This window comes from Kosakonia sp. S42 (assembly GCF_016624785.1).
GTDB classification, from domain to species: Bacteria; Pseudomonadota; Gammaproteobacteria; order Enterobacterales; family Enterobacteriaceae; genus Kosakonia; species Kosakonia cowanii.
Genome location: NZ_JACVTW010000002.1, coordinates 177,093 through 191,839 on the forward strand (window position 1 = coordinate 177,093; position 14,747 = coordinate 191,839).

At 59.8% G+C, this 14,747-nt stretch carries 3 protein-coding genes; all 3 read left to right on the forward strand.

Annotation, left to right across the window (positions count from 1 at the left end; genetic code table 11):
* The first annotated feature begins 40 nt into the window (after window positions 1-40).
* Window positions 41-13,423 carry an amino acid adenylation domain-containing protein gene (locus IAE50_RS04335; RefSeq protein WP_255563238.1) on the forward strand — a complete coding sequence of 4,461 codons (13,383 nt, stop codon included), beginning with the start codon at window positions 41-43 and terminating at the stop codon, window positions 13,421-13,423.
* A gap of 69 nt (window positions 13,424-13,492) precedes the next feature.
* Window positions 13,493-14,206, forward strand: a complete 714-nt coding sequence (locus IAE50_RS04340; protein WP_200579676.1) for a 4'-phosphopantetheinyl transferase — start codon at window positions 13,493-13,495, stop codon at window positions 14,204-14,206.
* 313 nt (window positions 14,207-14,519) lie between these two features.
* The gene (locus IAE50_RS04345; RefSeq protein WP_200579677.1) at window positions 14,520-14,720 is read left to right on the forward strand and encodes an MbtH family protein; all 201 of its coding nucleotides are present in this window, start codon (window positions 14,520-14,522) and stop codon (window positions 14,718-14,720) included.
* The last annotated feature ends 27 nt before the right edge of the window (window positions 14,721-14,747 follow it).

Here is a 14,747-nt window from a genome sequence, read left to right on the forward strand (position 1 = left end):
CGCTTTAATATTGAGGTTTTATATGTCCGCACCAGAAGACATGGATTATTTCGCTTTAACGTCCGCTCAGATGGGCATGTGGTTAGCGAATGAAGTCGCACTGAATCAAGCAAATAATAATATTAGTGAGTATTTAATTATTGATGGCGCAATTAACCCATCACTATTTAAAGACGCTATAAAAACAATGATTGCTGAAACAGATGCCATGCATGGCCGTTTTTTTCATGAAAATAACGACGTCAGGCAATCATTGACGCCGGTTAATGATTATGAAGCAGGCTTTTATGATTTCAGTATGATGGACGACCCGTGGGCAACCGCCATTGAATATATGACGGCGCAGACAAACAGAGCTTATTCACTCTCTGAAAAGCATCTGTTTACCTTTTTCCTGGTTAAGATTGCCGAAAACAAACATCTCTATTATCAGTGCAGCCATCACATTCTTACGGACGGTTTTGGCGCCGCGCTGCTCCTCAGCCGCGCCATTGAAATCTACAACGACTTAATCGCCGGCGAGCCGGTCTCCCCCTCGCCTTTCGGCAGCTTTAAAACGTTGATGGCCGATGATATTGAGTATCGCCACTCAAAACGTTTCGCGCGCGACAGAGACTACTGGGTATCGCGCTTTAGCGATCTGCCGGAGCCGGTGAGCCTCGCCGGGCGCGCCGCCCCCTGTGACCAGCTTATCCGCCAGCGCATCCCGCTGGAAAAACCGTTTCATGACGCCATCATGCAGCGGGCCAGCGACTCCGGCTTTACGCTGCCGCAGCTGCTCACCGCCCTGAGCGCGATCTATCTCTATCGCATTACCGGTAATGAAGATTTGGTGATTGGCTTTCCAATGGCGGCACGCGTTGGGCGAGCGCAGCGCAGCATTCCTGGCTTAATGTCGAATATCATGCCGCTGCGCTTAAACTTATCGCCAGCGCTGACCCTCAACGACGTGATGGCGCAGGCGATGAAGGAGATGATCTCCTCGTTGCGCCACCAGCAATACCGCCATGAAGATCTGCTTCGCGAGCTTAACGTCACGCGCCCGCTGTTTAACACGGCGATTAACGTTGAACTCTTCGGCGAAAGCCTCGCGCTGACAGGGGCGGAAACCTTTTCCGTGAATCTCTCCAACGGCCCGGTGGAAGATTTGAGCATCTTCTTCTTTGGCTATGGCGGTGAGCGCACCATCGTGCTGGGCTTCGATGCCAACAGCGCGCTCTATAGCGAGCAACAGCTGCTTACCCATTATGAAAGAATGACGGCGCTGTTCAGTGAACTGATTGCTAACCCTGAGATGGCCATCGGCGTCCCCGCGTTACTGAGCGCCAGTGAGCAGCAGCAGATTGCCCTGCTGAATGATAAAACTGCCGCGCCGATACCTTCCCTTACGCTTGCGGAGTGCTTTGAAAAACAAGTTCAGCTTACACCCGATGCTCCGGCCATCTTCTACGAGGAGAGCGTGCTGAGCTATGGGCAGCTAAATAGCCTGGTCAACCAAATAAGCCACTATTTACGTCAGCAGGGGGTACGGCCGGGCGACATTGTCGGGCTGCTGCTGCCGCGCACGGATAATCTGGTGATCGCCATGCTGGCAATCATGAAAGCCGGTGCGGTCTATATGCCATTAGATCCCGATCACCCCGCTGAGCGGATAAAACATATTCTCGCCACCGCCGCGCCGACCTGCCTGTTAACCACCGCCGGGACGTCGCATCTGGTTGCACAATTCCCGCAATATCAAATAGATGACAACGCCATTATTGCGGGCATTATCTCGCAGCCAGAAACCGACCCTGTGACAACCCTCGCCCAGCGGCAGCAGGCGGCGTATGTGCTCTTCACCTCCGGCTCGACCGGCGCGCCGAAAGGGGTGCTGATCCCCCATCATGCATTGACCAATTTTATGCTGGCGATGCAGCAACACGTTCTGCTCTCCCCAGAGCATCGTTTAATGGCCGTCACCACGGTCGGGTTTGATATTGCCGCGCTGGAGCTTTTCCTGCCGCTGCTCAACGGCGCAGCGGTGGTGATCGCTTCACGCGATGCGGCGCGCGACCCGCATCTGCTGGCAAATGAGATCCATCGCTGGAACATCACCCATCTGCAGGGTACGCCAGCCTTGTGGCAGGGCCTGGTCAGCTATCAACCGCAGGCGCTGGCAGGTCTCACCGCGCTGGTGGGCGGTGACGCGCTGGCAGCCAATCTGGCCGAACAGATGGTGACGCTGGCATCGCGAGTCATTCAGGTTTACGGGCCAACGGAAACGACGATCTGGTCAACCCTGCGCGAGCTGACCGCCGATCGCGTGGCCCCTTCCATCATTGGTCTGCCGATCAACAACACCCAGGTTTATATCCTCGACAGCGCGCTACAACCGGTTCCGGTTGGCCAGGCAGGCGAGCTCTATATCGCTGGCGACGGCCTGGCGTTTGGCTACCTGAAACGCGCCGATCTCACCAGCGAGCGCTTTGTCGCTAACCCCTTTGGCCCTGAAGGGTCGCGCATGTACCGCACCGGGGATATCGCCTTCTGGGAGCAGGATATGCAGATCGGCTTCCTCGGGCGCGCGGATAACCAGGTGAAGATCCGCGGTTACCGCATTGAGCTTGGTGATATCGAAAATGCGCTGCTGGGATCAAAGGCGATTAAGCAGGCGCTGGTGCTCGCGCATGATGAAAAAGCCTCCGGGCAAAAACGGCTGGTAGCTTACGTGGTGCCGCACGATGGCGCGCACTGTTCGCCCGACACGCTGCGCGCCGAGTTAGGCAAACAGCTGCCGGATTATATGGTGCCGTCAGTGATGATGGTGCTGGAGCAGTTCCCCCTCACGGCGAATGGCAAAATTGACCGCCGCGCGCTGCCGGTTCCGGCCTTCACCGCGCCCGCCCGCGTGCTGCCCTCCACGCCGCAGCAGGAAAAACTGTGCCAGCTCTTTGCCGAGTGCCTGGACAGCGCGTTACCGGGAATCGATGACAACTTCTTCAGCCTTGGCGGCCATTCGCTGCTGGCGCTGAAACTGCTGAGCCGCATCCGCGAAGCGTTCAACAGTGAGATCTCGCTGAAAGCGATCTTTGACGCGCCAACCGTCGCCGAGCTGAGCAGGCTGATTGAGGCCGGAAGCGGCGCGCCCGTGCGCCCTGCGCTGGTGGCGCAACCGCGCCCCGCCCTGCTGCCGATGTCGTTTGCCCAGCAGCGCCTGTGGCTACAGGAGCAGATCGCGCCGGGCAGCGCCTACAATATGCCGCTCGCCATCAGGCTTAACGGCAAACTGGATGCCGCAATGCTGACGCAGGCGCTGGCGGATGTTATCGCCCGCCATGAAAGCCTGCGTACGCGCTTAACCCAGCAGGAAGATACCCCTTGCCAGCAGGTGCTGACGCCGCAAGAGGCGGCATTTACCCTGCAACAACAGGCCATTGCGCCAGACGATCTGAACGCCCAGTTGATGCAGCACAGCGCGCATATTTTTGCCCTCGATCGCGAGCTGCCGATCAAAGGCTGGCTCTATCAACTTGCGCCCGAGCAGCATGTTCTGCTGCTGGTGATCCACCACACCGCAGGCGACGGCGGCTCCCTCTTCCCGCTGTTGCAGGATCTGAGCCTCTGCTGGCAGGCGCGCCAGGCAGGCCACGCCCCCGATCTTGTGCCGCTTGCGGTGCAGTATGCGGATTACGCCCTCTGGCAACGCGCGCTGCTCAGTGAAGAGCAGGATGAGAACGTTCTCTTAGCCAGGCAGATGGCCTACTGGCGCAATCAGCTACAGGGGCTGCCGGAAGAGATTACGCTGGCAGGCGATCGCCCCCGTCCGGCGCGCGCCAGCTATGCGGGCGATCGCGTCGCCTTTACGCTGCCGGATGATGTCTTTGCAAAGCTTGCAGCGCTGAGCGCACAAACGGGTGCCAGCCTGTTTATGCTGCTGCACGCAGGCCTGGTGGCGCTGCTGCACCGCATGGGCGCGGGCGACGACATTGCCATCGGTACGCCGATCTATGGCCGTACCGATATCGCGCAGATCCCGATGATTGGTTACTTCGCCAACACCGCGGTGCTGCGTACCCAGGCCTCCGGCAACCCGGAATTACGCACGCTCATCGAGCTGGCGCGCAGTGCAGTGCTGGAGGCCAATGAACACCAGGATCTCCCCTTCGAGCGCCTTGTCGAAGCCCTGGCACCAGACCGCTCGCTGGCGAAACATCCGCTGTTCCAGGTGATGCTGGCGGTGGATACGCCGTGGCCGCAGGCTGTCAGCTTCGAAGGGTTACAGCTTGAACAGCTGGAGCTGCCCACCAGCAGCGCGAAATTTGATCTGCTGTTTAATTTCAACATTGATGAGCAGCACGGGCGCGTAAGCGGGTATATCGAATACGCCACCGATCTCTATAACGCGCGCACCATCAAGGGCGTTGCCGAACGTTTAGTCCACGTAATTGAGACACTGGTGAGCGCGCCGACTACCCGCGTTGGCGAGCTGGCGCTATTAACCTCTGCCCAGCGCGAAACGCTGCTTAGCGGCTGGAATGCCACCCGTGTCGCGCTGCCTGAAGTGCGTTTAGCCGCGCTGTTTGAACAGCAGGTGCTGCGCACGCCGGACGCCATTGCCGTTAAGCAAGGCAGCAAAACGGTGACCTACAGCCAGCTAAACCAGGCGGCGAACCGTCTGGCGCACCGGCTGATCGCGCTGAACGGCGGGAAAACCTTCTGCGCCGGGCTGCTGATGCAGCACTCCATTGATGAAGTGATTGCCACGCTTGCGGTGATCAAAGCAGGCGGCGCTTACCTGCCGCTGCGCCCGCGCGACCCCCTTGAGCGCCAGCAGATGATGCTGGATGACGCAGGTGCCACGCTGCTTATCGCCGACGCGGGTCTGCCGTTACCGGATGCCGCGCATATCATTCACCCGGCCGACGACGCGCAGCAGGCCGGAGCAGAGACCAACCCGGCAGTAGCAAGTGCGGCGCAGAGCCTGGCTTACATCATGTACACCTCCGGTTCGACCGGTAAACCGAAAGGGATTGCCATCAACCAGCAGAGTGTGGCGGCGCTTGCCCTCGACCGCCGCTGGTCGGCGGAGGATCATCAGCGCGTCTTGCTGCACTCCCCGTCCGCCTTTGATGCCTCCACCTATGAACTGTGGGTGCCGCTGCTGTGCGGCGGCCAGCTGATTGTCGCTCCGGCCGGTGAGCTGGATATCGATGCGCTGGCGCAGATCGTCATGGCGGAAAACGTGACCGCGCTGTGGCTCACCGCCGGTCTGTTCCGCCTGATGGCCGAGGAGCATGCCAGCGCCCTGAAAGCGGTGCGGCTGCTGATTGCCGGGGGTGATGTGCTGCCGGTGGCGGCGATCAGAAAGGTCATGACGCACTGCCCTGAACTGAAGATGATGAACGGTTACGGCCCGACGGAAACCACTACCTTTACCACCACGCACCTGATGCCGGGCATCCCGACGGAGATGACGGTGCCCATCGGCGCGCCGATCGATAACATGCAAACCTACGTGCTGGATGGCTATCTCAATCCGGTGCCGGTCGGTGTTCCCGGCGAGTTGTATATCGCCGGTCTCGGCCTGGCGCGCGGCTACCAGAACCAGCCGGTACTCACGGCAACGCACTTTGTCGCTAATCCGTTTGCGCAGCCCGGCGAGCGCATGTACCGCTCCGGGGACTGGGGGCGCTGGCGTGAAGATGGCGTGCTCGAATACCTCAGCCGCGGCGATCAGCAGGTGAAAATTCGCGGCTTCCGTATTGAGCTGGCGGAAGTGGAAACCGCGCTGCAACAGCAGCCTGCCGTGGCGCAGGCGCTGGCCTGCATCGTCGAGCCAAACGCAGGCAATAAGCAGATTGTCGCCTATGTTATCCCGCGCAAAGAGGCGGACTTCGATGCGGAACAGCTGCGCGCGGCGCTGAGCGCGCAGTTGCCGGACTTTATGGTGCCGGCGATGATTATCCCGCTGGAGACCTTCCCGCTAAACGCCAACGGCAAAGTGGATATGCGCGCCCTGCCCGCGCCGCACTTTACCGCCGCGCAGCATCGTGGCGCGCGCAATGAGCGGGAGAGCACGCTCTGCGCACTCTTCGCCGAAGTGCTCGGCCTGGATGACATCGGCATTGATGACAACTTCTTTGCCCTCGGCGGCCACTCGCTGCTGGCGTCGCGTCTGGTCAGTAAGGTGCGCCGCGAGATGCGAGTTGATCCTGCGATCCGCGATCTCTTTGAAGCGCCGACGGTGGCGCAGTTTGCCGAGCGTTTGCACGCCGCCGCGCCTTCGCGTTTGCTGCTACAGGCGCGTGAAAAACCGGCCCGTCTGCCGCTTTCCGCCGCGCAGCGTCGGCTGTGGATGATCGATCGTATCGAGGGACAAACCGCCACCTACAATATGCCGCTGACGCTGGAGCTTACGGGCGAAGTAAATGTAGCGGCGCTGGCGGCGGCACTCAACGATGTGAAGCTGCGCCACGAAACGCTGCGCACGCGCTTTTTACAGCAGCCCGACGGCAGCGTTTATCAGCATGTTACCGGGGATGAGGAGGCAGCCTGCACTCTGATAACCGAACACGTTGCGTCTGACGATCTGCAAAGCCGGATGCTGAGCGCCGCGCAATACACCTTCGATTTAGCCGGGGAAGATCCCTGCCGCGCGTGGCTCTTTACCATCAATGAAGAGCGCCATCTGCTGCTGTTTTTAATGCACCATATCGCCAGCGATGGCAGTTCGCTCTCTCCGCTCCTGCATGATCTCGCTGCGGCTTATAACGCCCGCGCGCAGGGCCAGGCTCCAGCCTTCACGCCGCTTACGGTGAACTATGGCGATTATGCCCTGTGGCAGAACGACTGGCTGGGCGAGATCAACGCCACTGAAAGCCAGGCGGGCCGCCAGCTCGCCTGGTGGCGCAACACGCTCGCCGATCTTCCCGACGAACTGAAACTGCCTCTCGACCGTCCACGCCCGGCGCGCGCAAGCTACCGAGGCAAGCAGTGTCGCTTTACCATCGATGAATCGCTGCACGCGCGCCTGCTTGAGGTGGCGAAAGGGCACAACGCCAGCCTGTTTATGGTGTTGCAGGCGGCGCTGGCGGTGCTGCTGCACCGCATGGGCGCAGGTGACGACATTCCCGTCGGTACCGCCATTGCCGGGCGCAGCGATGAGGCGCTCGAACCGCTGGTCGGCTTCTTTATCAACACGCTGGTGATGCGTGCCACCATTGACGACAACCTCACCTTCAGCGCCCTGCTGGAGAAGGTTCGCGACTATGCGCTGCAAGCCTACGAACACCAGGATCTCCCCTTTGATAACCTGGTCGAAGCGCTAAATCCTGAGCGTTCGCTGGCGCGCCATCCCCTCTTCCAGGTGATGCTGGTACTGCAAAATATGGCCTACAGCGAAGCGCGCTTTGACCATCTGCAAACCAGAGTTGCCACACCGCTGCTGCCGGTGGCGAAGTTCGATCTGACCTTTAATATCGAAGAGACGCCCACGGCGCTTAACGGCATTCTCGAATACGCCACCGATCTGTTTGACGATGCCACCGCCGAAGCGCTGGCCGAGCGTTTGGTGCTGGTTCTGAACGCCGTGATGGCAGAGCCGCAGCGGCGCGTCGGCAGCGTTCCGCTGCTGCTGGCGGAGGAGTGCCAGGCTGCCGTGCCAGCTTGCACCTCTTTTAACCAGTGGGCTGACGCCACGCTGCATCAGGTTTTCGAACAGCGGGTGCGTGAAACACCGCAGGCAACGGCGCTGAGCCTCGGCGATAAGACGATGAGCTACGGCGAACTGAACCAGCGCGCCAACCAGCTGGCACGCTATCTGGTAAGCCGCGGTATCGGCACGGAAGATAGCGTCGCGCTGGCGCTGCCGCGCACCATGGAGACGCTGGTGGCACTGCTCGCCATCGTCAAAGCGGGCGCCGCCTACCTGCCGCTGGATGTGCATAACCCGGCAGATCGTCTGGCCTACATTGTTGACGACGCCAGACCGGCGTTGATTATCACCCTCGCGGAGTATGCCGGTACGCTGAGCAGCACGCTGGCGGAACTGCTGCTTGATACGCCGCAGTGCCAGCAGCAGCTTGCAGGGCTGAGCGCCGAGGATCTCAGTGACAATGAGCGCCTGCGCCCGGTCACCCCGGAGAGCCTGGCGTACATCATCTACACCTCCGGCTCCACCGGTAAACCGAAAGGGGTGATGATCCACCACAGCAATGTGCTGCGCCTCTTTGCGGCCACCGAGGGCTGGTTTGACTTTGCCCGCACCGACATCTGGACGCTGTTCCACTCCTGCTCCTTCGACTTCTCCGTCTGGGAGATCTGGGGCCCGCTGCTCTACGGCGGCGAACTGGTGGTGGTGCCGTTTATCGTCAGCCGCGATCCGCAGGCCTTTTTGCAACTGCTGAGCGACAAACGGGTCACCATCCTCAACCAGACGCCATCCGCCTTCTATCAGCTGATTGAAGCGGAAAATGCCGTTGCCCCAGCACGCTACCCATTAGCGCTGCGCAAAGTGGTGTTTGGCGGTGAAGCGCTTGATCTGAGCCAGCTTGAGCGCTGGTATCAGCGCCATGATGACGCTGCGCCGGAGCTGATTAACATGTACGGCATTACCGAAACCACCGTTCATGTGAGCTATCAGCCGCTGACGGCGGAGGGGGCGCGCAACGCCTCCGGTAGCCTGATTGGCGTGGCGATCCCGGATCTGCATATCCATCTGTTAGACGATGCGCTGCAACCTGTTCCGCCAGGCGTAGAGGGGGAGATGTATATCAGCGGCGCAGGCCTCGCGCGCGGCTACCTGAACCGCGTGGCGCTAAGCAGCGAACGCTTTGTTGCCGACCCGTATGGCGAGCCAGGCACGCGCATGTACCGCTCCGGTGATGTGGCGATCCGCACCCGCAAAGGCGAGCTGAACTACTTAGGCCGCGCCGATCAGCAGGTGAAACTGCGCGGGTTCCGCATTGAGCTGGGCGAGATTGCCGCCGCGCTGGCGAGCTATCCGCAGGTGACCCAGGCCGAGGTGATCCTGCAAAACGATAACCCCGGCAACCCGCAGCTGGTGGCCTATATCATCAGTGACGGAAATAGCCCTGTCGACATGGCGGCGTTGCGCCATCATGCGGCGGATAAACTGCCGGAATATATGGTGCCAGCAGCCATTGTGCAGATGGAGAAATTCCCGCTGACCATTAACGGCAAGCTGGATAAACGCGCACTGCCGAAACCAAGCATGATGCAGAGCGCAACCCGGCGTCAGCCGCGTAATGCGCAGGAGGAGATGTTAGCAGGCCTCTTCGCTGAGGTGTTGCAGCTGGAGGCGCCGGGCATTGATGACAACTTCTTTATGCTCGGCGGCCATTCGCTGTTAGCGATGCGTCTGATAAGCCGCATCAGCAGCGAGCTGGGCAAAAATGTGCCCATCCGTACGCTGTTTGATTACCCCACCGTGGCGCAGCTCGCCAGCCAGCTGGCGCAGGCGGATATCGCCCCGAAAGTGGCGCTGACCCCGCAGCCGCGCGGCGAGTATCTGCCGCTCTCCTTTGCCCAGCAGCGCATGTGGTTATTGAAGAACCTCGACGATAACCACGCGGCCTATAATATGCCGCTCGCCGTGCGCTTCAGCGGGCCGCTGAATGAAGAGGCGCTGGGCCAGGCACTGCGTGATGTGGTGGCGCGCCATGAAGTGTTGCGCACCCTCTACCCCCTCCATCAGGAGCAGCCTTACCAGCATATCCTTGCCGCTGATTCGGTCGAGATGACGCTGTCGGTGAAATCAGTAACTGAGGAAACGCTCGCCGGTGCGCTGGATGAGGCATCAACCTATGCCTTTGACCTGGCGCGGGAGATCCCGCTGCGCTGTACGCTGTTCCGCTTGCCGCAGACCCACGAACAGGTGTTGCTGATTGTCATTCACCATATCGCCTGCGATGGCGGCTCGCTGGCGCCGCTTTTCTACGATATCTCCTGCGCTTACAACGCGCGCTGCCAGCAGCAGGTGCCGACGTGGACGCCGCTTGCGGTGCAGTACGCTGACTATGCGCTCTGGCAGCGCAGCCTGCTCGGCGAAATCGAGGAGAACACGCCGCTCTGCGCCCAGCAGATCGCCTTCTGGCGCAGCGCGCTGGCGGACGCACCTGAAGAGATGCTGCTGCCCGTTGACCGTCCGCACCCGGCGTCACCGAGCTATGTGGGCGAGCGGGTCCATTTCCGGATCGACGAGGCGCTCTATCAGCGGATTAAAACCCTGACGCAACAGGAAGGGGTAACGCCCTTTATGCTGCTACAGGCGACCGCCGCTATCCTCTTTAGCCGCATGGGCGCGGGCGATGATATTACGCTTGGTACCGCCGCAGCGGGACGCTCGGATGAAGCCATCGGCGATCTGGTGGGCTTTTTCGTCAATACGCTGGTGCTGCGCGTCGATCTGGCGGCAAATCCCAGCTTCCGTGCCGCGCTTGCCAGCGTTCGTGAGTATATGCTCTCTGCTTATGTCAACCAGGATGTGCCGTTCGACTGGGTGGTCAAAGCGTTGAATCCGGGGCGCTCCTCCGCCAGACATCCCCTCTTCCAGGTGATGATGGTGCTGCAAAACAACGCCAATACACCGCCGCAACTGGTGGATGTGCAGGCCGCTCACCAGCTGGTCGGTCTGGTGACGACCAAGTTTGATCTGCTGTTTAACTTTGATGAGATTAGCGGCGAAAATGGCGAAGTCTGCGCGCTGGATGCGCAAATTGACTTCCCTGTGGAGCTGTTCGATCGCTCAACCGTTACCGCGCTGGCGGGTTACTTTGTGCAGTTGCTGGAGGCGGCGGTCGCCTCGCCGGATCGGCCGGTGAAAAACCTGCCGTTACTGAGCGGCGAACAGCGCGACGCGCTTATTCATATCGGCAATGACACCGTTGTGGATCTGCCGCCGGCCACATTAGCGCAGGAGTTTGCCTGCCAGGTGGCGAAAACGCCGCATCACATCGCCATCAGCTGTGGCGACGAGCAGTTGACCTACCAGGAGCTGGATGCGCGCGCCAATGCTTTAGCCCACAGCCTGCAACAGCATGGCGTGAAAGCGGAACAGGGCGTGGCGTTACTGCTGGAGCGTTCTCTCTCGCTGGTGATTGGCGTGCTCGCCGTGGTGAAAGCGGGCGGCTTCTATGTGCCGCTGCGCACCAGCGATCCGTTTGAGCGCTGGCAGCATATTACCCATACGCTGGACGTGCGCATCGCGGTGGTGGATGAGCAGCACAGCGCGACGCCTCTGCCGGAGGGTATTGCCGTCCTGACGGTCAATAATGCCCATACGCAGGAAGAGGCGCCGACCATCGCGACGCCGCTCAAGCCTGACCATATCGCTTACGTGATGTTTACCTCCGGCTCCACCGGTCAACCGAAAGGGATTGCCATTACCCAGGATAATGTCGTTGCGCTGGCGCGGGATCGCCGCTGGCAGGGGGAGCATCATCAGCGCATTCTGCTGCACTCGCCGTATGCCTTTGATGCCTCAACCTATGAGATCTGGGCGGCGCTGCTGAACGGCCACCAGGCGGTGATTGTGCCGGGAGAAGCGCTGGAGCTGGCGGTGATCACCTCGACCATTACCGATCGCAACGTCACCGCGGTGTTTTTAACCTCCGGGCTGTTCCGCCTGATTGCCGAAGAGGCGTGGCAGTGCCTGGCGGGGGTCAGCAAAGTCTATACCGGCGGGGAGAAGATCTCCCCAAGCGCGGTACAGTCCGTGCGCGAGCATTTGCCGGATCTTGAGCTGATGAACATCTACGGCCCGACAGAGACGACGACTTACGCCACGGATTACCCGATTACCCAGGCGGATGCGCCCTATCTGGATGTGCCGATCGGCTACGCAATGGATAACACCTGCTTATATGTGCTGGATGAGTACTTACAACCGCAGCCGGAGGGCGTTGCAGGCGAGCTTTACATCGCCGGGCGCGGGCTGGCGCGCGGCTACGTGAACCATCCGGGGCTTAGCGCGGCACACTTTGTCGCCGACCCTTACGGGCCTGCGGGAAGCCGTATGTACCGCACCGGCGATAGAGTTAAACGCCGCCGTGACGGCGCCATCAGCTTTGTCAGCCGTGGCGATCAGCAGGTGAAAATTCGCGGCTTCCGAATCGAGCCGGGTGAAATCGAGATCGTGCTGAAGCAGCATGAGGCCGTGCAGCAGGTGGCGGTTATTCCGCTTGAAGATGCGGCGGGCCATAAACAGCTGGTCGCCTATGTGGTGGCGAGCGATCCGCAAGAGACGCTACCTGAGGCTCTGCAACAGTTTGCCCGTGAACGTCTCCCGGACTTTATGGTGCCTGCTGCGGTGGTGCTGCTGGAGGCGCTGCCGCTCAACGCCAACGGTAAACTGGCGATTAAGTCGCTGCCGAAGCCTGACTTCAGCACCCAGGCCGGGCGTCAGCCGCAAAGCGAGCGGGAGATCTGGCTGGCGGAGAAATTCAGCACGCTGCTCAAGGTTGAGAACGTCAGCATCGACAGCAGCTTCTTCGCTATGGGCGGCCACTCTCTGCTGGCGGCGCGCCTGATTACGCAGATTGACCGCGAATTGCAGGTGAAGCTGACCATCCGCGATCTGTTTGAATCGCCAACGGTCGCGATGCTGGCGCAGCGGCTGGAGAGCAACCGCCGCAGCAGCATGCTGGATGTGATGCTGCCGCTGCAACCGCTGGGCGATAAAGCCGCGCTGTTCTGCCTGCCTCCCGGCGGTGGTCTGAGCTGGTCATACTCTGGGCTTATTGGCTATCTCGGCGAGCAGCAGCCGATCTACGGTCTGCAGGCGAGCAGGATCAGCACCGGCGAGGCAGCAGCATCGGTAGAGGCGCTGGCGAAAACCTATCTGGCGGAGATCTACAAAGTCCAGCCAGAAGGCCCTTATGCTCTCCTCGGCTGGTCTTTCGGCTGCCATCTGGCCCATGAGGTCGCCACGCTGCTACAAAAAGAGGGGCATCAGGTCAGCACGCTGGTGCTGCTGGATGGCTATCCGCTCGGGGAGCGTTATCTTGAGACGATAATGAGCGATGAAGAGGGGCTGAAGGTGCTGTTCGAAGCGCTGGTAGGTGCCGTGCCGGATGACCAGGCGCTCTTCTCTGTTGAGGGGCTGCGGCGTGAGTTGCAGGTGATGGAACACCCTCTCGCGGACGTGGAGCCGGTGATTTTCGAGCGTATCTTTGCTGAGCTTCGTGATGCGCCGCTGCTGCTGGCCGCCACGACACCGGGATGCTATCGCGGTGATATGCTCTTCTTCAAAGCGACGCAGCGTGATGCCGGGGAAGAGGATTTCGATCCTCAGCTCTGGGCAAACTATGTTGATGGCAATATCATCGTCCACCCTGTGCCGGGCACCCATAACGGTATGTTCAGCCCGGAGGCGTTGAAAAGCATCGGCCCGGTGATTCAGCGCTGGCTTGAGCGCCACTAAGCGGATTGAACGTTATGTTGATAAAACCGCCGTAATGGCGGTTTTTTTTACCTGTTGAGAGTGAGCAATATGTTAACTCCATTGACCCATCACGCACGGCCGCCTTTTATCTCCCATCTTGAGATGGGCACGATAGCGGCCATACCGGGGCTCGCCTACTGCCAGCTCTGTTTTGATCGCCACGCCTGGCAGGACGAGCTGTTTGACCACTACGCGATCCCGCTTCCCGCGCGCCTGCACGCGGCGGGCGTGAAGCGCCGGGCAGAGTATCTGGCGGCGCGCTACGGCGCAAAGCTGCTGCTTGCGCACCACGGCTGCGACGCCAGCGTTGGCTCGGCGGCGGATCGCTCCCCCATCTGGCCTGCGGGCTGGTGCGGCAGCCTTTCCCACACCCATGACCGGGCGATAGCCGTTATCGCGCCCAGCGGCGCAGGCCTGACGCCGGGCGTGGATATTGAGATGCTGGCACCAGAGACTATGCGCGAAACCGCTGATATGTTCACCTCGGCGCAGGAGCAGGCGCTGCTCGCGGGCTGCCCGCTGCCTTATGAGAGTGCGCTACTGATCGCCTTCTCCGCTAAAGAGAGCCTGTTCAAAGCCCTCTACCCCGAAGTGCGGCGCTTTTTTGACTTTGATGCCGCGCGGGTTTGCCAGATTGATACGGCATCGCAGCGCATCACCCTTGAACTGACGCAACCTCTGACGGCAGAGAGAGCGCCGGGAAGCCGACTGACGGGTTACTACACCCTTGCAGAGGATCACCTCATCACACTTATTGCCTGAGGAATAAATACCGCCGTGCCTCTGCTTCGTTAACACAGCAGAGGCGGCCACCACACGCTGTATTACCCCTCTTATTTCTTCTGTTTTCGACTGCTATTAATTCACCACCATTAAATATCCATCACCAAAATATTATTCACCGACATTTTTAAAAGCCTGACCTTTTATAAATACGCATAAATAACAATATTTATAAATAGCCTAAATTCGGCATTCAAATTCTTAAAATCGCAAAATTAAAACTATCTTCATTGCGTTAAAAGAGAAGTTTCTATAGAAAAACAAGCCTGCCCCCTATAAACAGGAAAAAAAGATGAGCAACCCCTTCGACAATGAGAACCTTATATTCATCGTATTAGTGAATCAGGAGAATCAACACTCGTTATGGCCAGAGTTTATTCCGGCACCTGATGGCTGGGAGCCGGTATGTGGGCCAGCAAGCCGGGCTGAATGCCTGCACTACATTGAGGAGAACTGGCAGGATATCAAGCCGAAAAGCCTGCAAAACATCTAGTTGTATCAATCACTCTTTTCCCCCTGC

Bases quoted from the DNA above. Each gene is read 5' to 3' on its own strand.
- IAE50_RS04345 (WP_200579677.1), top strand. From the start codon at position 14,520: ATGAGCAACCCCTTCGACAATGAGAACCTTATATTCATCGTATTAGTG.
- IAE50_RS04340 (WP_200579676.1), top strand. From the start codon at position 13,493: ATGTTAACTCCATTGACCCATCACGCACGGCCGCCTTTTATCTCCCAT.
- IAE50_RS04335 (WP_255563238.1), top strand. From the start codon at position 41: ATGGATTATTTCGCTTTAACGTCCGCTCAGATGGGCATGTGGTTAGCG.